Annotated in this window: 19 protein-coding genes; 15 read left to right on the forward strand and 4 right to left on the reverse strand. The window is 63.3% G+C overall.

What is annotated here, in order from left to right:
- Positions 1–38 precede the first annotated feature (38 nt).
- On the forward strand, positions 39–1,472 hold the full coding sequence (locus IRI77_RS03805) for an ArnT family glycosyltransferase (RefSeq protein WP_194450757.1): 1,434 nt from the start codon (positions 39–41) through the stop codon (positions 1,470–1,472).
- Here IRI77_RS03805 and IRI77_RS03810 read toward each other — a convergent pair whose 3' ends face one another.
- A complete protein-coding gene (locus IRI77_RS03810; RefSeq protein ID WP_228486584.1) occupies positions 1,473–2,771 on the reverse strand; it encodes an AAA family ATPase in 1,299 nt (432 codons plus the stop codon).
- 95 nt (positions 2,772–2,866) lie between these two features.
- Positions 2,867–3,592 carry an SDR family oxidoreductase gene (locus IRI77_RS03815; protein ID WP_194450758.1) on the reverse strand — a complete coding sequence of 242 codons (726 nt, stop codon included), beginning with the start codon at positions 3,590–3,592 and terminating at the stop codon, positions 2,867–2,869.
- 92 nt (positions 3,593–3,684) lie between these two features.
- On the opposite strand from IRI77_RS03815, the gene IRI77_RS03820 reads away from it, so the two are divergent.
- From IRI77_RS03820 to IRI77_RS03845, 6 genes are all read left to right on the forward strand, one after another.
- Positions 3,685–4,512, forward strand: a complete 828-nt coding sequence (locus tag IRI77_RS03820) for a cytochrome C assembly family protein (RefSeq protein ID WP_194450759.1) — start codon at positions 3,685–3,687, stop codon at positions 4,510–4,512.
- A gap of 13 nt (positions 4,513–4,525) precedes the next feature.
- Positions 4,526–5,791 (forward strand): glutamyl-tRNA reductase, encoded by a 1,266-nt coding sequence (gene hemA, locus IRI77_RS03825; protein WP_194450760.1) that lies wholly within the window; start codon positions 4,526–4,528, stop codon positions 5,789–5,791.
- A complete protein-coding gene (hemC, locus tag IRI77_RS03830) occupies positions 5,788–7,446 on the forward strand; it encodes a hydroxymethylbilane synthase (RefSeq protein ID WP_194450761.1) in 1,659 nt (552 codons plus the stop codon). The genes hemA and hemC overlap by 4 nt, the downstream gene beginning before the upstream one ends.
- Positions 7,415–7,765, forward strand: coding sequence for a hypothetical protein (locus IRI77_RS03835; RefSeq protein ID WP_194450762.1), 351 nt, complete (start codon positions 7,415–7,417; stop codon positions 7,763–7,765). The genes hemC and IRI77_RS03835 overlap by 32 nt, the downstream gene beginning before the upstream one ends.
- Positions 7,766–7,791: 26 nt before the next feature.
- Positions 7,792–8,562, forward strand: a complete 771-nt coding sequence (locus tag IRI77_RS03840) for an SDR family oxidoreductase (RefSeq protein ID WP_194450763.1) — start codon at positions 7,792–7,794, stop codon at positions 8,560–8,562.
- Between the two features lie 87 nt (positions 8,563–8,649).
- On the forward strand, positions 8,650–10,023 hold the full coding sequence (locus tag IRI77_RS03845; protein ID WP_194450764.1) for an APC family permease: 1,374 nt from the start codon (positions 8,650–8,652) through the stop codon (positions 10,021–10,023).
- A gap of 8 nt (positions 10,024–10,031) precedes the next feature.
- Here IRI77_RS03845 and IRI77_RS03850 read toward each other — a convergent pair whose 3' ends face one another.
- On the reverse strand, positions 10,032–12,494 hold the full coding sequence (locus IRI77_RS03850; protein WP_194450765.1) for a diguanylate cyclase: 2,463 nt from the start codon (positions 12,492–12,494) through the stop codon (positions 10,032–10,034).
- A gap of 205 nt (positions 12,495–12,699) precedes the next feature.
- Here IRI77_RS03850 and IRI77_RS03855 point away from each other — a divergent pair, with 205 nt between their 5' ends.
- The 8 genes from IRI77_RS03855 to yedA all read left to right on the forward strand — a co-directional run bounded on the left by IRI77_RS03855 (position 12,700) and on the right by yedA (position 22,109).
- Entirely contained in the window at positions 12,700–13,728 is a 1,029-nt protein-coding gene (locus tag IRI77_RS03855; RefSeq protein ID WP_194450766.1) for a sigma-54 interaction domain-containing protein, read from the forward strand.
- Entirely contained in the window at positions 13,697–13,984 is a 288-nt protein-coding gene (locus IRI77_RS03860; protein ID WP_194450767.1) for a PilZ domain-containing protein, read from the forward strand. Before IRI77_RS03855 ends, IRI77_RS03860 begins: the two co-directional genes overlap by 32 nt.
- A gap of 122 nt (positions 13,985–14,106) precedes the next feature.
- Positions 14,107–16,218 carry a DUF7948 domain-containing protein gene (locus IRI77_RS03865; protein WP_194450768.1) on the forward strand — a complete coding sequence of 704 codons (2,112 nt, stop codon included), beginning with the start codon at positions 14,107–14,109 and terminating at the stop codon, positions 16,216–16,218.
- A gap of 117 nt (positions 16,219–16,335) precedes the next feature.
- Positions 16,336–17,550 (forward strand): efflux RND transporter periplasmic adaptor subunit, encoded by a 1,215-nt coding sequence (locus IRI77_RS03870; protein ID WP_194450769.1) that lies wholly within the window; start codon positions 16,336–16,338, stop codon positions 17,548–17,550.
- A gap of 88 nt (positions 17,551–17,638) precedes the next feature.
- Positions 17,639–19,423, forward strand: a complete 1,785-nt coding sequence (locus tag IRI77_RS03875; RefSeq protein WP_194450770.1) for a TonB-dependent receptor plug domain-containing protein — start codon at positions 17,639–17,641, stop codon at positions 19,421–19,423.
- 43 nt (positions 19,424–19,466) lie between these two features.
- Positions 19,467–20,573: a 3-keto-disaccharide hydrolase gene (locus IRI77_RS03880; RefSeq protein WP_194450771.1), complete on the forward strand. Its 1,107-nt coding sequence runs from the start codon at positions 19,467–19,469 to the stop codon at positions 20,571–20,573.
- 95 nt (positions 20,574–20,668) lie between these two features.
- Positions 20,669–21,163, forward strand: coding sequence for an Lrp/AsnC family transcriptional regulator (locus IRI77_RS03885; RefSeq protein WP_194450772.1), 495 nt, complete (start codon positions 20,669–20,671; stop codon positions 21,161–21,163).
- On the forward strand, positions 21,156–22,109 hold the full coding sequence (gene yedA / locus IRI77_RS03890; RefSeq protein WP_194450773.1) for a drug/metabolite exporter YedA: 954 nt from the start codon (positions 21,156–21,158) through the stop codon (positions 22,107–22,109). Before IRI77_RS03885 ends, yedA begins: the two co-directional genes overlap by 8 nt.
- Here the strand turns inward: yedA and IRI77_RS03895 are convergent, their stop codons facing one another.
- The gene (locus tag IRI77_RS03895) at positions 22,110–23,987 is read right to left on the reverse strand and encodes a tetratricopeptide repeat protein (protein ID WP_194450774.1); all 1,878 of its coding nucleotides are present in this window, start codon (positions 23,985–23,987) and stop codon (positions 22,110–22,112) included.
- Between the last annotated feature and the right edge of the window lie 7 nt (positions 23,988–23,994).

The following is a 23,994-nucleotide window of genomic DNA, read 5'->3' on the forward strand; positions in this document are numbered from 1 at the left end:
CGTTGGCTGGGCTTACGCCTCGTACGATTATCCTTCTGTTGCTGCTGCTTGGCGGTCTCGCCCTCTTCTATGGCATGGCCTTGGACGGGGTTGGCCTGCTGAGTGCGGATGAGCCGCGCTACGCCTCCATCGGGCGCGAAATGGCGCACTCCGGCGATTGGATCACACCGCGCCTGTGGGGCAAGCCGTGGTTCGAAAAGCCACCCCTGCTGTATTGGCTGGTGGGCGCGGGCCAATTGGCCGGTTTAGGCGACGACCTCTCGCCCCGTTTGCCCGTGGCCCTGCTCAGCCTCGCCTACCTTTTGCTCCAGTTTTTAGCCGTCCGGCGTCTGGAGGGCGAAGGGATTGCCTGGATCTCCGTCCTGCTGCTCTCCACCACGGCGGGTTGGGCCGCCGAGAGCCAGATCGGCGTGACGGACCTGCCGCTCGCCGCCACCTTCAATGCCACGGTTCTCTTTGGCCTGCTTTGGTTGGAGACGGGCTCCCGGCGCGCCGCGCTCGCCGCCGGAGCCTGTTTCGGACTCGCACTGCTCGCCAAAGGCCTGGTCGCCGGCGTGCTCATCCTGCCCTTGCTATGGTTTGCCTGGCGGCGCTGGAAGGAAATGCTCGTCCCGGCCCTGGCCGCCCTCGTCGTGGCGGCGCCCTGGTATGCAGCCATGTTTACGTTGCATGGCAAGGCGTTCTGGGACGAGTTCTTCGTCAAGCACCACTTTTCCCGTTTCGCCGACGGCGCCCTCCTGCACGAGCAGCCCTTCTGGTTCTATATCCCGGTGTTGATCGCCAGCCTGTTCCCGTGGCCGACCGTCCTGACCCTGCTGGGCCCGCCCTGTTGGCGCGAACAGCGCCGCCGAATCCTGCTGGCGGTCTTCTGTTTCGGCCTGGTCTTCTTCTCTGTGTCCGCCAACAAGTTGCCCGGCTACATTCTGCCCCTGCTGCCGCCGCTCTGCATCGTTCTGGCCGCGGGCATCGAAGCGGCTGAAGGCGTAAAACGGCAACTGGCGCTGGCGACCCTCCTGCTGGGCCTGTGCCCGATCATCGCCACTGTCTTGCCGGACGCGCTGCTTCACGGCTTACGCCGCGCCGACCTAGGTGAGACGCATTGGGAGTATTTCGCGCTGGCCCTGCCGTTCACTGCCGCGGTGTGGTGGTTGGAGCGCAGCCGCAAGCGAACCTCCGCCGTAGCGGTGGTAGCCGTGGGTGCGGGTCTTGGCCTTTTGTTCGTGAAATTGAGTGCCGCGCCCGTACTGGACCAGATCGTCTCAGCCCGCGGCTTCTGGCGCCGCGTGCAGCCTCAGGCCGAGAACACATGCGTCGAGTCGCTGCACCGTAACTGGCTGTATGGATTGAACTACTACTCCGTGGAGCCGTTACCCGGCTGCACCGGATCGTCGCGCGAAATCGCCATTACGCAACGACCCGGTGCCCTGCCGGCTCTCTCCCCACGTCAGGTCAAATCCAGCGAAAAGCCTTAACTAACCGCGCCGCGTTGTCCTGACCGCGGGCGCCTTCTGCGCCTCAGCCAGCCCGGCTCCGGCCGCTTTCATCCACATCTTCACCGGCGGGTCGACCAGTTCCGCCATGGCCTGTATGGCCAGCCCTTCAGCTTCGCGTGCGAACGCCAGCTCACTGCTCTCCGTGTCGAAATCCACCCGCAACAGATCTCCTCCGCGCACTTGCTCTGTTGCGATCAGATTCGACAGGGGTTGCACCAGCAGGCGTTCGATCGCGCGCTTCAAATGCCGCGCACCGTATTTGAAATCGGTGCCTTCGGCCAGAAGATGGTCCTTCGCTTCCGGCGTCACCGTGAAGACGAAGCTGCGCTCCGGCGCGGAGCAGAAGACTCGCTGCTGCACCATGCCGAGCTCGATATCCAGAATGCGGCGCAATTGTTCCGTGCCCAGGGGCTGGAACACCACCACTTTGTCCAGCCGGTTCATGAACTCCGGCGTGAACTTCCGCCGCGCGGCTTCCAGTCCGCTGCGGGCGATCTTGCCCGAGACGTTGGCCGAGAGAGGATCCCCGTCCTCGCCAGTCCTCGCCAGGAACCCCAGGCGGGGGCTCACGATGGAGCTCATCTCGGCTGCACCCAGGTTCGACGTCATGAAGATGAGCGTCCGCGAGAAATCGACCTTCCGGTTGTCGCCCAACGTCAGGGTGGCCTTGTCCAGAATGCCCAGCAGCAGGTTCCAGAGCGCGTCCGAGGCTTTCTCAATCTCGTCGAAGAGGACGAAACTGAGCTTTGTGCGCTCATTGTGGTACTGATTCAGGACTTCCTGGCTCAACAGTGGATGTGTTTCGCGATGGCCTAGGTAACCGGGCGGCGAACCGATCAGCTTCGCGATTTCGTGGCTGTGCTGGAACTCCGCACAATCAATCTTGATGACGGAGCGCGGCGTTCCGACCAGTGCCTCCGCCGTCGCCTCGACAATGCGCGTCTTGCCCGAACCCGTGGGACCGAGGAACAGGAAGTTGCCCACCGGACGCTGCGGCGCGTTCAGCCCCGTCAGATGCATCTGGTAAATGTTGACGATCTGTTCGATCGCCTCGTCCTGGCCCACAATGTACTGCTTGAGGTTGGATTCCAGTACCGCCGCTTCCCGCCCGGTCCGATTGGGATCGAGAAGTTTGCCGGCGGCCGGCCCAGCCTTCGTAGTGCCCGCCACACGCGAAGTGGAGCTCCCCAGCCGCTTGGAGAACGCAAAGCGCCTGTTGTCTTTCGCAGCCGGCGCAATGTAGTCCGCCGGTATCTCCATGTGAAACGCGTCGCCCAATTTGGGCTCCTTTCCTTCGCTGCGCCGGGTACGCCTGAATTCAACCCGCCCCGCTCACGCTCGACTCTGCTGTCTTGGGCCTCGAGGCCCCACTGCTATTTCCTTGGCGGCCGCGAGGGACGAATCTCCACGTGGCTCACCAACGTCCGGTCGGGCATCGCCAGGATCATGGCAACCGCTTCCGCCACATCCTCCGCCCCGATCTTCCAATCCGCCTTGCCTGCCCGCCCAAAATCCGTGCTCACACTGCCCGGAAGCACCGTCGTAACCTTCACACCTTCATATCGGTGATCCAGCAGGATTGCTTCACTCATTCCGCATAATCCGAACTTCGACGCGTTGTAAGCAGCACCGCCCGCAAACGCATTCTTCCCCGCCAGGCTCGCAATGTTCACAATCCAGCCGCCCCCCTGCTTCTGCAGTCGCGGCAGACCATGGTGGCAGCAGTTGTATACACCCGTCAGATTCGTTCCGATCACTGTCTGCCACTCTTCTGGCGCCATCGCGGCCAGATCCTTGAAGATCCCCACTCCGGCGTTGTTCACTAATATGTCAAGCACGCCGAATTCCACATCCAACCACTCAAACAGGGACCGTACTTGCTCTTCACTCCCAACATCGGCCACTCGGCCTGCAACCTTCAGGGCGAAAGTACTATTCGCCCCCCTGATCTCTTCCAGAGCCTTGTCGACGCCCTCCTGCGAGCGCCCGCAAAAGGCCACATTTGCCTCCGCCGCCAGCAGCCGTTCCACCACCGCTCGCCCGATGCCCCGGCTTCCGCCGGTCACCAATGCCGTTTTTCCCTTCAGATTCAGTGTCATGCTGACATGTTCCCATTCTGGAAGGCGCGCCTGCCGCGATATACTCAAAGCGTGCCGGCGATTCCTTCATTGATTGGTGGTGTATGCCCGACATGAGCCTGTTTTGGCTCCGGGTGGCTGCCGTCCTCTATGCGGCCGGCCTGGTGCATGCTTTTTTGACCGTCCTGCGCCGCGGAGCCCGCCTCTTTCCCTACGCATTAGGCGCTTTTCATGTCGCAGTGGTGCTTCATTTTGTGTCGTTCGTCGAGCATAGTGTCGAACTGAGACACCTGGCGGCCAATAACTTCTACGAGACCGCCTCCTTGTGCGCCCTCATCTTCGCCGTTGTCTACCTCTTCGTCGAGTGGCGCTACCACTTCGCCATCCTCAGCATCTTTATCTTTCCCCTGGTCTCCCTGCTGACCCTGATCGCCGCCATGGGCGCGCCCATGGCCTCCTGGGAAGACGTCCGCGTCCGCAACGCCTGGCTCATCACGCACATCCTGTTGGTTCTAGTGGGCTACGCAGGCCTGCTGCTCAGCGCCGGAGCCGCTGTTTTCTATCTGCTGCAGGAACGCCGGCTGAAGCGGAAACATGGCAGTGAGGACTTCATCGCCATGGTCACGCCGGACCGCCTGCCGCCCCTGGAGACACTCGACACCCTAATCACGCGTTCTATGAGCGTCGGTTTCGTGGCCGTCACCCTCGCCGTGGTGGCCGGCAGCAGTTGGGCGTCGATCGAATACGGGACTCGCTGGATCAGCGAAGCCAAGATCGTCGTCTCCCTCGTCACTTGGGGCTTCTACCTGCTGATGGTATTTCTGAGGATCTCCGCCGGCTGGCGGGGCCGCAAAGCGGCAGTGCTTTCGTTGACCGTGCTTGGGTTCGCGGTGATTACCTGGGCCGCGCATGTCGGATTGAGGCCGCTGCTCGCCAAATGACGGAGACACGCGCATGAAGGTAATGCTCACGGGTCTCAGTTACAAGACCGCGCCGGTGGAGGTGCGCGAACGCCTCGCGTTTGCTGAATCCGCCCTCGGCGAGGCCCTGGGCAACCTGCGTTCACAAGGCGGTGCGGAAGAGGCCATGATCCTCTCCACCTGCAACCGGGTCGAGGTGGCCATTGCCACCAACGGCGAGATCGATCTCGACCAGGTGCTGGGCATCATCGCCCAGAGCCGCGGCATCGACGCCGTCTGGCTGCGGCCGTATCTCTATACCTTCCGCGACGAAGAGGCCATCCGCCACCTGTTCCGCGTAGCCGCCAGCCTCGACTCCATGGTTCTGGGCGAGCCGCAGATCCTCGGCCAGCTCAAAGCCGCCTACGCGGCAGCCAAGGAACACGGTTCCCTCAGCAACTTCCTCGACTCCGTCCTCACCCGCGCCTTCACCGTGGCGAAACGGGTTCGTTCCGAGACAGACATCGGCCGCAGCGCCGTCAGCGTCAGCTACGCCGCCATCGAACTCGCCAAGCAGATCTTCGGCCAGCTCAGCTCGAAAAAGGTGCTGTTGGTGGGCGCCGGCAAGATGTCGGAACTGGCAGCCCGCCACCTCCATCGCGCCGGCTGCGAACAGATCCTCGTCACCAACCGCACCCGGGCCCGGGCCGAAGAGATGGCCGGACTGGTCGGCGGCCACGTGATCGATTACGAGACGTTCCACGCCCGTCTGCCGGAGATGGACATCGTCATCACCTCCAGTGGAGCTCCGGACTACCTGCTGAAGAAGGACGAGATGAAGCAGGTGCTCAAGAAGCGCCAGAACCGGCCTATCTTTCTGATCGATATTGCCGTGCCGCGCAACATCGATCCGGCGTTGAACGATATCGAGAACATCTACCTCTACGACATCGACGATCTGGGCCGCGAAGTGGAACAGAATCGCAAGGCCCGCCAGCGCGAGGCGGACCAGGCCGAACTCATCATCGACGAAGAGATCGCCCGCCTGCTGGAACGCATGAAGGCGCGCGAAGTCGCGCCCACCATCGTCAGCCTGCAGCATCGCTTCGAGGAGATGGGCCGCCTGGAATACGAGCGGATTCGCGGCAAGCTGGGCCCGCTGTCGCCGCAGCAGGAAGAAGTGTTGGCAGCGTATACGCGCGGCCTGCTCAATAAGATCGCGCACGGGCCCCTCACCGAGATCCGCCGCGCGGCGGCGCAACCCGAAGGCGACCGCGTACTCACGCTGATCCGCCGGATGTTCCGGCTGGAGGATTCATGAAGCTCAAGATCGGAAGCCGCGGTTCGCAACTGGCCCTCTGGCAGGCGCGCTGGGTGGCTTCGCAACTGGCCGTGCTCGGTGTCGAAACGGACCTCGAGATCATTAAAACGACAGGCGACAAGATCACAGATGTGCCGCTCGCCAAAGTCGGCTCCAAAGGTCTGTTCACCAAGGAAATCGAAGAGGCGCTGCTGGAAGGGCGCATCGACCTGGCCGTGCACAGCCTGAAAGACCTGCCCACCGTGCTGCCGCCCGGCCTGACCGTGGCCGCCATCCCCGAACGGGAAACTCCGCAGGACGCCATCATCGGCTGCAAACTCGCCGAACTGCCGCATGGCGCGCGCGTTGGCACATCCAGCCTGCGCCGTTCCGCGCAGTTGAAAAAGCTGCGCCCCGACCTGCAAATCGAAAGCGTCCGAGGCAATCTCGACACCCGCCTGCGAAAGTTGGACGAAGGTCAGTTCGACGCCATCATGCTGGCAGGCGCGGGCCTGCGCCGCCTGGGCTGGGGCGACCGGATCGCCGAACTGATGGCGCCCGAGATCATGTGTCCCGCCGTCGGCCAGGGCGCCCTCGCGATTGAAACCCGGGACGATGGCGGCGCTGCGTTCAAAGTCTGCAGCCAATTGGATCATGCGGCCACCCGGGCGGCGGTCACTGCGGAACGCGCCGTCCTGGCCTCGCTCGGAGGCGGCTGCCAGGTACCCATCGGAGCTTACGCTGTCGTCACGGGCGAGGAATTGCAGCTCCGCTCCGTTGTGATCGATCCCGATGGCGGAACCTTAATCGTCGACGAGACCAGCGGTCCGGTCAGCGCAGCCGCCGAACTCGGCACCGCCGCGGCCGGCCGCCTGCTCGCCGGTGGAGCCCAGGCGATCCTCGTGCAGGTATACGGAACGAACCAACCCCTGCACGGCCAGCGGGTCGTCGTCACCCGGGCTCGCAGCCAGGCCGGTACCCTGTCGTCGCGCCTGCGCGCCCTGGGCGCCGACGTGATCGAACTGCCGGTGATCGACTTCGTCCCCCTGGAATTCACCGCGCCCGACTTCCCCTCGTACGACTGGGCGATCTTCACCTCCGTCAACGGCGTCGAGTTCTTCTTCGACAAGGTAAAGCCGGTAGCCGGACCCAAGCTCTGCGCGATCGGCTCAGCCACCGCCGCGGCCCTGCGCCAGCGCGGGTTGGAGCCCACCGTCGTGCCGGATGAGTTCATCGCCGAGAGCGTAGTCGCCGCCCTCAGCACGGAAGGCCTCGAAGGACGCACCATCCTGCTGCCGCGGGCTTCTGTCGGCCGTGACGTAATCCCGGAGGAACTCACCAGGCTCGGCGCGCGGGTCGACGTCGTGCCTGTCTATCAGACCATCGTGCCGCCCGACCTGGCGCAGCAGGCGCAAGCCTTGTTAGGAGCGGCCAAGCCGAATTGGATCACCCTCACGAGTTCCTCAACCGTGAAGAACCTGCTTGCCGCGGCCGGGCCGGAGTTGGTGTCGGCGTCGAAGATCGCGTCCATCGGACCCGTGACCTCCGAAGTGGCTCGCCGCCACGGCTTGACCGTCACCGTGGAGGCCGTCCCTTCCACGATCGAAGCGTTGCTCGACGCCATGCAATCGTGGATGGCCCAACATGAACCTGCGCCAAAGCCTGCGTCTGCCTGAAAGCGGCCAGACCATCGTCCTCATCCTCCATGCAGCTGAAAAGGAGCGCATGGAGGGCAAGTATGTGATGGGTTTGATCCCGGAAGAGGGCGGCAAGCTCGCCGTCGTCTTCGACGATTCGGTGACCTTCCATCGCGACATCGTCGAGAAATACGGCCTGAAGCCCCTGGGCGGCGGCTGGTGCACGATCGACACCAGCAGACAGGTCCTGCTCCTGAGCGGCCGCAGCACGCAGTACGGCATGGAGCCCGATCGCAACATGACGCTGGCCGTGTTCCAGGCGCACTTTCCGAACTACTACTGCGACCGGACGGAGTAAGGCCGCGGGGCGCTATAGTGTCTCCGATGCCCAGCGTATTCCGTGACAACCTGCTCGCCGGCCAGTCGGCCTACATCACTGGAGGCTCCAGCGGGATCTGCCTCGGAATCGCCCAACTCTTCGCCCAACACGGAGCCCGCGTCGGCATCCAGGGCCGCAATCCCGATAAGCTGGCCGCCGCTGCCCAGACGCTCCCCTGCGAAACCTTCGCCGCCGACGTCCGCGACTTCGCCGCCACCCAAGCCTGCCTGCAGGCCTTCGGCCCCTTCGACATCCTCGTCTGCGGAGCCGCCGGCAACTTCCCCGCGCCCGTCCTCGGTATGTCCGCCAATGGCTTCAAGGCCGTCGTCGACATCGATCTCCTCGGCACCTTCAACACCTGCCGCGCCGCCTATGATCACCTGCGCAAGCCCGGCGCCTCCGTCATCTCCATCTCCGCCACGCACGGCTCCCACCCTTATGAAGGCCAGGCCCACGTCTGTGCAGCCAAAGCCGGGGTCGACATGCTGAACCGGGTACTCGCCCTGGAATGGGGCCCCGCCGGAGTCCGCGTGAACGTCATCGCGCCCGGCCCCGTCGACGGCACCGAAGGCATGCGCCGCCTGGCGCCGACCCCCGAGGCCCGCGCCAAAACCATGGCCGCCGTCCCGCTCGGCCGGTTCGCCGAGATCCGTGAGATCGCCGAGGCCGCCCTCTTTCTCGCCTCCTCCGCGGCGTCCTACATCACCGGCACCGTCCTGACCGTTGACGGCGGAGTCACCCTCTCCGCCGGCCGCGCGTTCCTCTCCGGGGTGTGATCGAAAATTCGCGGAAATCCCAGGAAACGCGCCAGCGCCGGGGTCCGTCACAACCTGAACTCGCCGCGTCCGCTACAATTCAATCCAATGACCTCTTCCCCCACTCTTCTTAGACGTTTGGGTCTTTACTCGGCTACCGCGCTCGTCATCTCGAACATGGTGGGCACCGGCATCTTTACCTCGACCGGCTTCCTCGCCGGCGATCTGGGTGATCCCAAACTGGTGCTTGGCATCTGGCTGGTCGGCGCCATCATCGCTTTGGCCGGAGCATTTTCCTATTCCGAGCTGGGGGTCAACTTTCCTGCGTCCGGTGGCGAGTATGTCTATCTGACCCGCGCCTACGGCCCCACGCTCGGCTTCATGAGCGGCTGGGTCAGCTTCTTCGCCGGCTTCTCGGCGCCCATCGCCGCCGCCGCCCTCGCCCTCTCCGATTACCTGGGCTACTTCTTCCCCGCGCTCAAACAGCAGAACGCCTGGTTCCGCTGGAGCGCCGGCGAAATCGGCTTTCAGTTCGGTGGAGCCCAGATCATGGCCGCCGGCATCATCCTCGTCTTCACGGTGCTCAATCTCTTTGGCGTGGAATTCATCGCCCGCATCCAGAACACACTCACCTCGGTGAAGATCCTCGTCATGGTCGCCTTCATCGGCTTCGGCTTGCTGATGGGGCACGGCGACTGGAGCCACCTCACCCAATCCACCGTCCGCACCTCCAGCGCGCCGCTCACCGCCCAGTTCGCCATCAGCCTCTTCTGGATCTACGTCGGTTACAGCGGCTGGAACGCGGCTACCTACATCGCGGAAGAGTTGCAGAAGCCTGAACGGACCCTCCCGCTCGCCTTGACCATCGGCACCATCCTCGTCGCCGGACTCTACCTGCTCTTCAACGTGGTCTTCATTTACGCGACTCCGCTCTCCGAGATGAAGGGTGTCCTCGCTGTGGGTTCGTTAACGGCGAAGGCGCTCTTTGGGGAGAAGGTGGCGGGCCTCTTCAGCGGCCTGCTGGCCATCTCGCTGATGTCCACTGTGAACGCCATGGTGACCATCGGACCCCGCCTCTACTACGCCATGGCCAAGAACGGCGCCTTCCTGCCTGTTGCCGCCAAGATCCACCCCGAATGGCGCACTCCGGTGCCGGCCATCCTCTGCCAGGGCGCCTGTGCAATGCTGATGACGCTCATCAACTTCGGCAACCTGATGACCTACATCGGCTACCTGCTCAGCCTGTTCGCCATGCTGGCCGTGGCCAGCCTCTTCAAGTTCCGCGGCCGGCCCGGCTGGCAGAAACTGGGTGTGGTCAGCTTCGCTTACCCGCTCATTCCGCTGCTGTTCGTGGTGCCCGGCGTGGTTCTGGTTTTTGTTGGATTGCGCTTCGCGCCCGTGATTTCGGCCCTGGCCGCCGCCACTCTGGTTTCCGGAGCGTTGGTCTACCGCTTCCGCCTGCGCGACCGGGTCGTGGAATAGGCCCGGACTCAGTGAATCGTCTGCGTACCCTGGGTGTTCTGCTGCCAGAGCGCCCAGTTCTTCTGCGAACGCAGGCGTTCCGGACTGGCCGCCTTCACCTTGTACATCACGCGATCGGCTGACGAAAGCAGATCCTCGGCATCGGCTCCGCCGTGAGGATACGTGGCGCTGCCGATCGAGACCGACAGTTCGAGCCCCGTCTGCAGCCGTGCCTCTTCCAGTACCATTTTGCGAATGTGCTCCGCGCGCTGCGCCGCGTTGGCGGCATCCAGGCCCGGCAGCACGACCACAAACTCATCGCCGCCCATGCGCGCCACGTAGTCGTACTCCCGGCAATTGCCCCGCAGCGCCGTGGCCACCACCTTCAGGGCTTTGTTGCCCTCCAGGTGGCCGTACTGATCGTTAATCTGCTTGAAGTTGTCGAGGTCGCAAACAAGCAGCGAGACCACCTCGCCGCTGCGCTTGCAGCGCGCAATCTCACTGTCAAGATGTAGGAACAGCGACCGCGCATTGGGCAGCCCGGTGAGGAAATCGGTCGTCGCGGAGGTCTCGGCCTGCCGGTAGCGGAGGGCGTTCTCGATCGCCAGCGACAGCTTGGAGCTCACCACCAGCAGCACTCGCAGATGGTCTTTCGTGAAGGAGTCGCGTTCGCTGCTATACAGCGCCAGCACCCCGATGACGCCATTTACGCCTTGCAGCGGCACGGCCAGGGCGCTCCGCAGGGTAGAGAACTTCGAGGGATCGTTCAGGTAGCCAGGTTCCACGGATGGGTTGCCGTTCAGGATTGGCTTTGAATTCTCGGCGACCCAGCCGGACAAGCCCTGCCCCACGGGAATCTCCAGCGCGGAGAATAGGCGGAAATTGTCGCCGCTGACAAACTCGGGATGCAGCAGGTTTTCCCGCCGGATATAGACGGCCATCGAGTCGTAGGGCACCAGTCGCTTCAGGCGGACGCTCAGCACCGACAGCGTCTCATCCAGGCTCAGGGAGCTGCCCAGGTTCTGGGCGAGTTCAAACAGCGCATGCGCCTCGTGCCGGGCGGCTGCAATCTTGCTGAGAAAGTCGGGCTGGTCGAGAATGGCGGCGGCTTTGGCCGCGGGCGATTTGTCCGAGCCTTCGAATCCGGCGGCGGGCGCCGCCCCGGCTTCAATCTTGATATCGGTGCTCAGTTTGAGCGGCTCGATCTTGCGCGCCTTGGCCATGCGCTCCAGTTCGACATAGCGCCGCGCCAACACCTCGACCACCCGCGGGTCGAAGGCGCGTCCAGCCTCCTGCACGACCACGCCAATCGCCTGATCCAGCGGCATCGCCTTGCGGTACTGCCGATCGCTGGCCAGGGCGTCCAGGCAATCGACGGCGGAAAGGATTCGCGCGCCGATCGGGATGTCTTCCCCCCAACGTCCATCGGGATAGCCGCTGCCGTCCCACTTCTCATGGTGTGCGCGCACAATCGGTACCACGGGGTAGGGAAACCGGACCCGCTCCAGGATCTCGGCTCCGACCACCGGGTGAATCTTCATCTTTTCGAACTCTTCAGGCGTCAGGCGGCCGGGCTTAGAGATGATATGCTCCGGCACGGCCAGCTTGCCGATGTCGTGGAGCAGCGAAGCCGCCCGCAGGGCTTCCATATCCGACTCGTTCAAACCCAATTCCTTGCCCACTTCCATGGCATAGACCTGCACGCGCTCCAGGTGCTCGTGCGTGGTCTGGTCCTTGGCGTCGATGGCGAGCGCCAGCGCCTCGATCGTGCGCAGGTGCAACGAAGCCATCTCTTCCGCGTGCGACCGGCCGTCTTCCAGCCGGGCCATATAGATACGGTACGAGCGGTAGAGCAGAAACAGGACAGGCACGGCCAGCACAGGCAACTGCCAGCCCACTTCCCCCCGGGCTATGTCGAAAATCCCAGCCAGCACGGCGCCGGCTACGTAGAACGGCAGCATCCAGAAGTAGCGATTCTTCCAGATCACCGGCATTTTGACCTTGGTCTCCAGCGCCTCTTTCGTGGCCCACGGGAACGAGATCCCTACAAAGAAGGTGGCGCCGGTGAGGATCGCCCGCAACGCGTCGTTGATTTCCCGCCGGCCTTCGACCACGAACACCCCTCGCGACGCGTAGTCGGCGAGAGCGATGGCGATGCACATGACGGAGACGGCAAACAGGCTGTCCATGATCCTGCTGCGCGACTTCTTCGACGACATCCACGTCTGCGCCAGCGCGCTCGCGGCGCCCAGGGCCATCGTCTCGGCCGGGGAAAGCGATCGCAATGTGATGAGAACAAAGAGCAGGTTGATGGGCACCACGCCCAGGTCCGTGTGGTAGCCGACCTGCAGTACCGAGGCCAGAATGGCGAGCGTGAAGTAGCTGAGGTACTGTACCGGATCCTGGTTGCTCCAATACCGCAGCTGCGGCAGGAACACAGCGATTCCGAGAACAATCATGATCCGGGTATAGGTCTTCGCCACGTTCGACATGTGCGCTTCTATCCCAGATCATCGGCGGATCTTGCTGGAAACATTACCATTCTGGCCAGCTAAGCAAACTCCCACGCTCATCTAAGGCTAGTTTGAGTGAGGGTTCTCGATGATTTCGGCTATAGCCTGAAGAGGAAGTAGTCGAATAAACAACTAGGCCAATTTCATGCCTGTGCCGCCGGTTCACGAATTCGAATTCCTCGGGATGCGAGCCATCGTTGCCAGTCCGCGGATGCTGGCTGCCCTTGACCTGGCCGAACGCGTGGCCCGGACCTCGGCCACGGTCCTCGTCCAGGGTGAGAGCGGCAGCGGTAAGGAATTGATTGCCCGGGCTTTACATCATCTGTCTCTACGCGCCAGCCGGCCCTGGGTCGACATCAGTTGCGGAGCTCTGCCGGAACACCTTATCGAGAGCGAGCTCTTCGGATACGAGCGCGGAGCCTTCAGCGGAGCCGATTCCGCCAAACCCGGGCTCTTCGAACTGGCCAATACCGGCACGCTCTTTCTTGACGAAATTGGCGAATTAGAGCCGCGCATGCAGGTGAAATTGCTACGCGTGTTGGATGGTATGCCGTACTACCGCCTTGGTGGTACTAAGAAAATCACTGTCGATGTGCGCGTCCTGACCGCCACAAATGTTGACCTGGAAGTAGCGGTTTCCGAAGGGCGCTTCCGCCGCGACCTCTACCACCGGCTCAGCCAGATGACCCTCCGTGTGCCGCCACTGCGGGAACGGCCCGAGGATACGCAGGCGCTGGCGCTGCACTTCCTCAGCCTGCACGACCCGTCCGTGCACATGTCCGCTGAAGCCCTGGAAGCTCTGGTCTATCATTCCTGGCCGGGCAATGTCAGGGAGTTGAGGAATGTCATTACGCGCGCGGCGATCCTGGCGCGCAACGGTGTGATCCTCAGTTCCGACCTCGAACTGCCCGTCCGGCTGCAATCCATTCCGCCGCGCACGCCGGTGGAAATCGGAAGTTCCTCCCAGGCCGGGGCCGCGAACCATCCGGCCGCCCACGGCGCAATCCTGGACGGGCTGGAACGCGAAACGATCATGCGAGTGCTGGACGAGACCCACGGCCACCGGCAGCGAGCGGCCGATCTGTTGGGCATCTCACGCCGCACATTGAGTCGAAAACTCAGACAATACCGTCTGGAAGAAGAACCGTCCGAAATGCTGGTGAATGGCCATAAGTGGAGTCATGACAGAGAGTTACCTGGAAAAACGGCGTGAGCCCCGATTTCGCGCTGAAGGCCGAGTCACCTTTAAGGCGGTGGACGGCGCCGAGGCCGCGTCATTCGAAGGCCGCCTGATCGACGTCAGTGAAACCGGCTTCCGTGCCGCCCATACCGATACCGGGCTGGCGCGCGGCCAGGAAGTGTTGTTTGAACACAGCAAGGCCCAGGGCCGCGCCCGGGCCATCTGGAACCGCATCCTGGACGGCGAAGTCCAGACCGGGTTTCTGGTGATCGCCGGCGAGCGCACTTGAGCGCCTAACGCCTGAAAACTGAGCGGATTCCCTCCCTTTGGGTTTTGTTGTACCCGCGCCCCCATCCAGGACCGTATAATGTTTAGTTTGGGGCAGTCAGCCTGCCCCATCCACAAACTCGCATGCGCATCCTGCCGTTCCTTACCATCGCCGCCGCCGTGACCGCCGTCGCAGGCACGAGCCCCTCCGATCCCCGTAAGGCTCTCAGCCTGTTACCGGCCTGGTTCGAACCGGCACCGGACAACACGCGCTTTACCTCTCACATTACTTCCATGCCGGTGTCGATCGACGCGTCTGGTGCGGTACTGGGCGGCAAGCTGCGGATGTCCCTCGCCGGCGGCCAGCCCAAGGCCCGGCTGGAAGGGGTGCAGCGGCAGGCGGCCACTTCCACCTATTTCGTCGGCCGGCAGCGGGACAAGTGGCGGGCCGATGTGCCCCATTTTGATCGGGTTGCCGTGCGCGGCGCCTATCCGGGCATCGACGTTCTCTACTACGCCCAGGACAAGCGCCTGGAGTATGACTTCCTGGTCCAGCCCGGTTCCGACCCGAAGGCCATTCGCCTGCGTTTCTCCGGCATAAAGCCGAAGCTGGCGGCCTCCGGCGAGCTCGAACTTTCGGCTGGCATTCGCCAACATGCTCCCGTGGCCTACCAGATGCGGGACGGTCAGCGCGTGCCCGTTGCCAGTTCCTATGAGATTGCCCGCAACGGTGAAGTGGGCTTCCGTCTCGGTGCCTACGACCGCAAGTTGCCGCTGGTGATCGACCCCGTGGTCTCCTGGTCCGGCTATGTAGTCGGCAACACCTCCGACATCATCAACGCGGTGGTAGCGGATCCGGCGGGTGGATTCTGGGTGGCGGGTTCGGCCCTCGCCCAGGTGGACATCCCCGAAGACACCAATCCGTACTATTTGACGAATAGCGGGCTGCAGGACATCTTCCTGGCGAAGATCGTGCCGGATGGCACTGCCTGGAAACTGGTTTATTGGAGCTACATCGGCGGCACGGCCAACGACGAAGCTAATGGTCTCACCTGGTTCGGCAACCGCCTGGCGATGACGGGCAGCACGGCTTCCACCGATTTCCCCTTGAGCGGCAATGCCTTCCAGTTGGAGCTCGGCGATCCGAACCCTGACAACGAAGACGCCGACGACGACGAAGTCGCGGGCGGTATCGACGCGTTTGTGTTCGTGTACGATCCGTCGGCCGGCGGTCTCGATACTCTCACTTATTCCACGTATTACGGCGGCACCGGCACGGATGTCGGCCAAGCCATCGCGGCCGGTCCCAACGGAATGCTGGCCATCACCGGCTATACGAACTCCGGCGTACTGTATGGCGCCACGGAAGGCGTAGCGCTGCAGCCCTCGAATCGCGGCGGCCAGGATACGTTCGTCGCCGTTCTCCGGCCGTTTGCGGATACCGTGCCCGGCACCCTGATTATGTCCACGTTCCTGGGCGGCAACTCCACCGACGTGGCCAATTCGATCGGGTTCGACAGCAAAGGTATGGTCTATGTTGCCGGTACGACGCTGTCGAACGACTTCCCGCTGGCGGGCGCCAGCTACCAGTCCACGGCGAAGGCCGGCGGTAACGTCTTCTTCACCAAGCTGGATCCCACCAAGACCGCTTTTGATTCGTTGCTCTATTCGACCTATATCGGCGGCCGCGGTATTGATTCCGGCCAAGCCATGGTCATCGACTCGCAGGACCGGGCCTGGATCGCGGGCTACACCACCTCCAACGACCTGCCGGTGACCCCGGGCGCCTATCAGCTCTCCCTGGCGGGTGGCGTCGACGCGTTCCTGCTGGCGGTGGATCCCTCGAAGACCGGCGCGGCGATCATCCCCTACTGCACCTACTTTGGTGACACCGGGACCGACATCGCCTACGGTTTGGCCCAAAGCCCCAAGGATGGCTCCTTCACCCTGGGCGGCTACACGACCTCGGCCAACTTCCCCCAGAAGAACATCGACGGCTACACGAAGCCGCCCGTGCGTCTGGTGGAATCCTGGGCCGCGCGCATCGACCCGACGAAATTCGACGCTTCCGCCCTGGTCTGGTCGCTCACCTTCGGCGGCAACCTGAACGACGTGGTCACGACCATTGCGGTGGACGCGCAGGGCAGCGCGTTTCTGGCCGGCTTCAGCAATTCCAACAACCTGCCGGTCTCCAGCGGACAGGTGAAGCCTACCGACGCGGCCACCGATACCGGCTTCTTCTTTTTGGTCAAGTAAGAATATCGCGGCGGGCGGGGGATAAACCTCGATACAATAGCGGCTTCCGGAAACCTTCCTCTCGTGAAGCGCGCCTTTTGTTTTGGGGTGTGCTGAAGGTGTCCCCCAGGTAGTCGCATGAACTTGAATCGTCCCATTTTCTTATTTCTTAGCGCCGTCCCCCTACTGTTCCTCTCTGCCTGCGCCCGCAACGCTCCGGCTGCCGCAAAGAAAGACACCGGCCCCGTCCAGGTGAACGTGGCGCGTGTCTCGGTTCGTTCCATTCAACGCTCGGTGGAAGGAATCGGAACGCTTTTCCCGTTTGATGAGGCCATCATCAGCGCGGAAACGGACGGTCCGCTGCAACAGGTGAGCGCCGACCTGGGCGATCTCGTGGCGCAGGGCCAGGTGCTGGCCCGCATCTCCGATGAAGAAGCACGCTATCTGGTTTCCCAGCAGGAGGCCCAGTTGCGCCAATCATTGGAGCGCCTGGGCTTAAAGGACGACAAGGATCGCCTGCAGGACGTCCGCGAGGCGCCCGATGTGCGGCGCGCCAAGGCGGATCTGTTTGAAGTGGAAATCCGCTACAAGCGCACCCGCGAACTGGTGGATCAGGGCATTGGCCCGAAATCGGACCTGGATCAGGCACAGGCCCGGTTCCAATCGGCGCAGGCCGCCTACGACCAGACGCTGAACCAGACCCGCAACCTTGTCCAGGAGATCGAGCGCTACAAGGCCAGCCTCGACCTGCAGCGCAAGAAGCTGCGCGATACGACCGTGCGCGCGCCCTTTGCCGCCTTTGTGAAGGATCGCCAGGCGGTTGTCGGCGCCTACGTTCGTGCCAACTCGCCCCTGTTTACCCTGGTGAAGATCGATCCCATCCGCCTGCGTGTGGAAGTGCCGGAACGCATGGCTCCCTGGGTGAAGCTGGGCCAGCGCGCGGAAGTCATCGTCGAGGCCTTTGAGGGCCGGAAGTTCGAAGGCAGGGTTTCGCGCATCTCCCCGACGGTGGACCAGACCAAGCGCACGTTTGTCGTGGAAGCGCTCATCCAGAACAGCAAGAACGAGCTCAAGCCGGGCTCCTATGCCCGCGCCCGGCTGGATACCGACAAGATGGAGAACATCCGTGTCGTGCCCCCGCAGGCAATTCTGTACGTCCTTGGTACGAATAAGTCCTACGTCGTGAAGAAAGACGCCTCGATCGACGTGCGCGATGTGAAGGTCGGCGACCGGTTCCCGAAGGAGATCGAGATCCTTGAGGGGCTGAATGAGGGCGAGACGGTTGCCATCTCGAGCCTGACGCGGCTGGATATGGGATCAAAGGTCAAGATTTCGGCCGCTGAAGCGAACTGAGCACCGGCGTGCCTGACGGCGAATCTGCGAAAATGGAAATGAAGGGTGGGTTGTCTGAAATGCACGACTCCGCCACCCTGATTTCCTCATGCGCCTTTTTCTCCTGTGTCTCGGTCTGACGCCAGCCTGCTGCCTGCTGTTTGCGCAGTCGGATCCTCCCGTCCTGAAGCAATCCGTTGTGGTCACCGGCACCTGGCAGCCGCTGCCTCTAGAGGAGGCTGACCGCAGCATCGACTCCCTGCCTGTACGCGGCCAAACCCTTCTCTTCAATAGCTTTGTCGACCTGCTTCGGCTCGACCCGTCGCTCGATCTGCGGCAACGCGGCCAGAACGGCGTGCAGGGTGACCTCTCCATCCGCGGTGCCAGTTTCGGCCAGACGCTCGTGCTCCTCAACGGACGGCGGCTGAACGACCCGCAATCCGGCCATCACAATATGGATTTGCCCGTGCCGATGGAGTCCATTCAATCCATTGAGGTTCTGCGGGGCACGGGTTCGACTCTCTATGGCTCCGACGCGGTGGGCGGCGTGGTGAACATCATCACGGCTCCGCCGGAGGCGTGGCAGGCCCGAATCCGGATGGCGGCGGGCAGTTTCGGGACGAACCAGGAGTCGGCTACGATCACTGGCCTGGTTGGGCCGCTCACCCAGCAGTTCACCTTCTCGCGGGATTTCTCCACCGGGTTCATTGCCAATCGGGATTACCGGAATCTGGCGTTCGGCTCCACCACCCGGTTCGCGTCCAAAATGGGTTCGACTGATCTGGATCTGGGTTACGCCGATAAGCCGTTCGGCGCGCAGGATTTCTACGGCGCGTATCCCTCGTGGGAGCGGACGAAAACCTGGTACAGCGGACTGCGCCAGTCGCTCGGTGAGCGCACCGAGGCTTCGTTCAGCTTCCGCCGCCACACCGATCTGTTCTATCTCTACCGGGATAATCCACAGCGCTACCAGAACAACCACATTGCGGAAAGCTGGCAGGCCAGCGTGCGCCGCCGCGAACCGCTGGGCCGAACCATGACTCTGTTCTACGGGGTAGAAGGCTTCGGCGAGAACATCAACTCGACGAACCTGGGCGTCCACAACCGGGCGCGCGGAACCGGCTATGTTTCCCTGGACATCCGGGCGCTGAAGCGGTTCTCGTTGACCACCGGGGTACGGACGGAGAGCTACCGCGGCATCTTCGACCAGGTCAGCCCGTCGATCGGAGTGGGCTACTACGCGACCTCGAAGTTCAAGCTGCGCGGCGGAGTGAGCCGTGCCTACCGGCTGCCAACCTTCACCGATCTGTACTACAAGGATCCCGCCAATCAGGGCAACGCGGCGCTGCAGACCGAGACTGCCTGGAGCACCGAGGGCGGAGCCGAGTACCGGCCCACCGCCAACCTGCGGCTGCAAACGACCGTGTTCCACCGGCGCGACCGCAACGGGATCGATTACATGAGTTCGTCGCCCACCGGACCCTGGGTCGCCGCGAACATCACCAGGCTGAACTTCACCGGCGTCGAGAGTTCGGCGGCCTGGCGCTGGCGCCACCAATTGTTCGACGTCAGCTACACCGGCCTGCGCGGCGTCTCTGAACTCCTGCCTGGAATCTATACGAAGTATTCTTTCAATTACCCCATCCACTCGGCGGTGGCCTCGTGGACCGGCACCTTGCCCGGCTCCCTCACCGCGCGGACCCGCATTGGCGCCATGGAGCGCCGGGCCCGCGATCCCTACGGAGTATGGGATCTATACCTGGCGCGAAACCGCGGTCCGGTGCGGCCGTTCGTCCAATTCACAAATCTGGCGAACACGCGCTACCAGGAGATCCTGAGCATCCCGCTGCCCGGCCGGGCGGTGTTGGGCGGCGTGGAAATCGTCATCCGATAGACAGTTACCCGCGGGCGGCGCGGTTGTTGCACAATTTTAAGGAATGCTCTCCCGACGCACTTTCCTCGCAGCCGTTCCCGCGGTCGCCCTTGCCCAGCAGGCAGACGAGTCCGGCTTCCAGCCCGTCACCGGATGGACGATTGTCGATGGGCCGGATTCGGCCTATACGATCACAGGTTCCGAGATTGCCGTGCATTCGCACGCGTCGTTCCCGTGCTGGCTGCGTTCCGGCCGCCAGTATGAGAACTTCGAGCTGCGCGGCGAGTTCTTCGTCAAGGGCTGGACGGATTCCGGTTTCTATCTCCACGCGCCTGAGTTCGGCCGTCCGTCGCAGGCCGGCTTCCAGATTAAGGTTTTCCACGAAAAAGAGGCCAAGGCCACGCCGTATTCCGTGGGTGCGCTGTTCCCGTTGATTGCCCCTTCGAAGATCAATGTCCAGCCGGGCTGGAATCCCATTCGGGTCGTGTTCGACTGGCCGAAGCTGCAGGTTTCGATCAACGGGGAAGTGGTGCAGGATCTGGATGTTACGGCCAACCCGGAGCTCGCTCCCCGGCTGCGGAACGGCTATCTGGGCATTGTCGCCGCCTCGGCCGAGTGCAAGTTCCGCAACCTGCGGGTGAAGGAGTTGCCGGGTAAGCAGAAGTGGCAGCCACTCTATACGCAGCCGGGCGACCTGGCGGCGAAGTGGACGGTGTCCGAGGGCAAACCAAACTTCACGGAACTGGGCGATATCCTGCGCGCCGACGGGGCAGGGCATCTGGCTTCAAAAGAACAGTTTCGCGACTTCCAGTTGCAGCTCTACATCCGAGGCTGCCCGCAGCACAACGGCGGAGTCCTGTTCCGCAGCGGCGGCCGGGGTACCAACCCCAGCAAGGGCTACGAGATCCAGCTCCACAACGTGGAGGAAGCGCACTTCCCCACGGGATCGCTCTACCACTTCAAGCGCGCCCGCTATCCCCGAATTGAGGACGGCAAGTGGTTCCTGCTGGAACTGTGGGTGAAGGACAAGCAGTGCCGGGTGCGGGTCGACGGCGACACGATCCTGGAGTATTCGACGCTCGAGAACCTCGAAGAAGGTTTTATTGAGCTGCAGGCGCACCGGCAGGGCTTCTGGCTGGAGTTCAAGGACATCCTGATCCAGCGTTTGTAAGAAGGAAGTTCTGAGATACGGATACGTAACAGAATTCCATTCGTATTGACTGTCAGTATTGCGAAGCTTATGCTGGAAGGCATAGGAGCTTCGCAATGCTTGACGACGTCGACGCCCAACTTCTCGCCGCGCTGCAGTTTGACGCCCGAGTCAGCAATGTAGAACTCGCCCGGCAGGTGGGCATGGCTCCCTCTGCCGTGCTGGAACGCGTTCGAAAGCTGGAAGAGCGCGGGCTGATTCGAGCGTACGAAGCCAAATTGAACGCTCGCGCGCTGGGTATCGGACTGACGGCCTTTGTGTTCGTCCGGGCCGAGGAGCGTATTGGCGCGCAGGAGACTTCGCTCCAGTTGGCGGAGATCCCGGAAGTCCAGGAAGTCCATCATATTGCAGGGGAAGACTGCTACCTGGTGAAGCTGAGGGTGCACGACACCGACGCCCTGGCCAGCTTGCTGCGCGAGCGTTTCGGCAGCATTCCCACCATTCGCTCAACCCGAACGACCATCGTTCTCCAAACAGTCAAGGAAGTTTCCACGCTGCCCATTCCGGCGCCCAAGGCTGGAGCGGGGAAGGGAGACAAGAGCCGTGCCTGACGTCAAAGCGACAGCTACCCGCTGGCGGTTATTGCTGGCGTTTGCCATTGTTTACGTGGTGTGGGGCTCGACATACCTGGGCATCCGCTACGCCATTGAGACCATTCCTCCGCTGCTGATGGCCGGCACTCGATTCCTTACTGCCGGGTCCATTTTGCTGATTTGGAGCCTCCTCCGGAACAAGGTGCGGCCCACCTGGAAACACTGGCGCTCGGCGCTGGTGATGGGCACGCTCATGTTGTTGTGCGGCAACGGCTTTGTCACCCTGGCCGAGCAGCGGATCCCTTCGGGCCTGGCGGCGTTGCTGGTTGCCAGCGAACCCCTGATGCTGGTGTTGGTCGCCTGGGCGGCGCCGCGCGGGTTGCGGCCCACCGGCCGGGATTTCGCGGGCATCTTCCTCGGGTTTGCGGGTGTGGCGGTCCTGGTCTGGCCGTCGAATGTGAGCGGACCGGGCGCCGACCTGATCGGCGCGGCCCTGGTCCTGAGCGCGGCCCTGGGCTGGGCGGTGGGTTCGATCTACGGGATCGACGCACCAACGGCTCCGGCGCCAATCCTGGCGAATGGCATGACCATGCTGTGCGGCGGGACTTTACTGTTCCTTTCCGGCGTTTTCCGCGGCGAACTGCCGCAGGTGCAACCGGAGAAGTTCTCCGTGGTGTCGATGGCGGCCTGGGGCTACCTGGTGGTCTTCGGGTCGATTCTGGCTTTCTCCGCCTATACCTACCTACTGACAGCGACAACTCCGGCCAAGGCAAGCACCTATGCCTTCGTGAATCCGGTGGTAGCCGTGATGTTGGGGTGGGCGATCGCGGGCGAGCCGCTGAGTGTGCGTGCCTTCTGCGCCATGGCCGCGATTGTGGCGGCGGTTGTAATCTTGACGGCGGGGCATCGTAAGAAGGTGGAGCCGGAGTCCGGCTTCACGGCGGAGGCACTTACCGTTGAATAGCTACCGCACCCTGAGCTTGTGCAGGATGGCCTGGAAGCGCGGCTGATCCGCCAGCACCGACAGCCGTGGATCGAGCCCGGCGAAGGGCAGGCTGTGGTCATGCAGAGCGTACGCGGACTCGAGCGCGGTGAGTGCGGCCGGATAGTTATTCAGCCCGGTCTGGATCAGCGCGACGGAGTACGGGGATCGTGCCAGCGGGCTGGTTCTCAACTGGATGGCCTCCATGACATGCACTGCTTCGGCTCGCCTGCCCAGTCTGGCGAGGCTGTGGGCTCGGGCGGGCGTGCAGCGCGGATCTCCGGGCGAGGACTTGAGGCATTCGTCGAAGGCGGCCAGGGCCTGCGCGTGCCGGCCCACCTGTTCCAGGGCAAGGCCGCGCAACCAGAACGCCATCGAGTAACCGGGTTTCCTGGCAAGCAGGTCGGAAGCAATGCTCAAGGCGGTCTGTGAGTCCAGGGACTGGTAGGCGACGATCCCCCGAGCCAGTTTGATGGACAGGGAACCGGGCAGCGCGGCGGCTCCTTCATCCAGCTTCCGCGCCGCGGCGGCGAGGTTGCCGCGGATTCCCGAAATCTCACTGTAGAGCCTCAGCCACATGGGCGCACGGAATTGCAGACTGAGGGCTTTGCCCATGTTTTCTTCGGCTTGCACGAAGTCCCAGCCGTGCAGGTACTGATCGTAACCCAACACGGCATAGGCCTCTGCCGCGTTGGCGTCGAGCGCCAGGGCTCGCTGGGCGGCTTCGCGGGCTTTACGGATCAGCTCGGGGTCTGCTTCCGAGGCGGAGAGATAGACCCAGGCCAGGCCGGCGTGAGCCTGGGCCAGTTTGGGATTCAGCGCAAGTGCCTGATTGAAAAGGGCGGTGACTGACGTCAGCGCGGCCAGCGAGGGAGGTTCCAGCATGTCGGCGCCGTGGGTGAGCAGGACATCGGAGTCGCCCATCTGCTGCCGGGCGCGGGTATAGAGCTGATAGGCCTGGTGCTGGCTGGCCGACCACTCGCTGGCGCGTTCGTGGTGGAGGTCGGTGATGACGGCGTCGACCTCTTTTGCGATTTCCTGGGCCAGATGGGTCTGCTGCTCCAGCGAGCGGGACTGGTTTGCGTCCATGGAACGGGACCAGACCTGGTAGCCGTCGGCGCGGCTGACGAGGTCGGCGACGATCCGGACCTGCTGGCTGTCCTCGCGGATCGAGCCTTCGAGCAGGAATCCTTCCTGGTCACTAGAAGACAGGGGGCGGCGAGTGGCCGCATTACCGATACCGGACTGCCGGCCGGCGACGCGGAGATTTCCGGCACGGCCGAGTCCGGCGGCCACCTCGTCGGCCAAACCCACGGAAAGAGCGGTCAGTTCGGCGCGGCCGGTGAGGTTGTCGAACGGCAGGATTGTGATCGAGGGCAGCGCCGCCGGCTGCGCGGAGGGTGGATGTAAGGCCAGGGCAATGCCCAGCGCGGCAAACAGGGCGGCGCCGCCGGCCGCCCACCACCAACGCCAGCGCGGCCTGGCGTGTGTAGGCAGGGGCACATCGACGGGCTCGGGCGAACCCGGGGTCTGAGGCGCCACCTCCAGGAAGACCGGCACATACGACCCCTTGGGGAGGTCGATGCGGATGGCGTCGGCTGCTCCCTCGTGCTCGTAGTAGTCCTTCAATTTGGCGCGGAGGCGGCTGGCCTCGACCCGGACGATGGAATCGGCTCGCGGGTCATAGTCCGGCTTCCGGCCGTACACCTCGGTGGCAATGAGCGTCTCTTTGATTTCGGCGGCTTCGCCGGCGAGAGTTTTGGCGACGACAAACCGGAGAAAGCGGCTGATGCGTTCGGCCCCGGCGAAGCGTGGCGTCCGCAGCAGTTCGTCCAGGTAGCCGGGGAGGCCGGGAGGCATAAAAAGA

Source organism: Paludibaculum fermentans (genome assembly GCF_015277775.1).
Lineage (GTDB): Bacteria > Acidobacteriota > Terriglobia > Bryobacterales > Bryobacteraceae > Paludibaculum > Paludibaculum fermentans.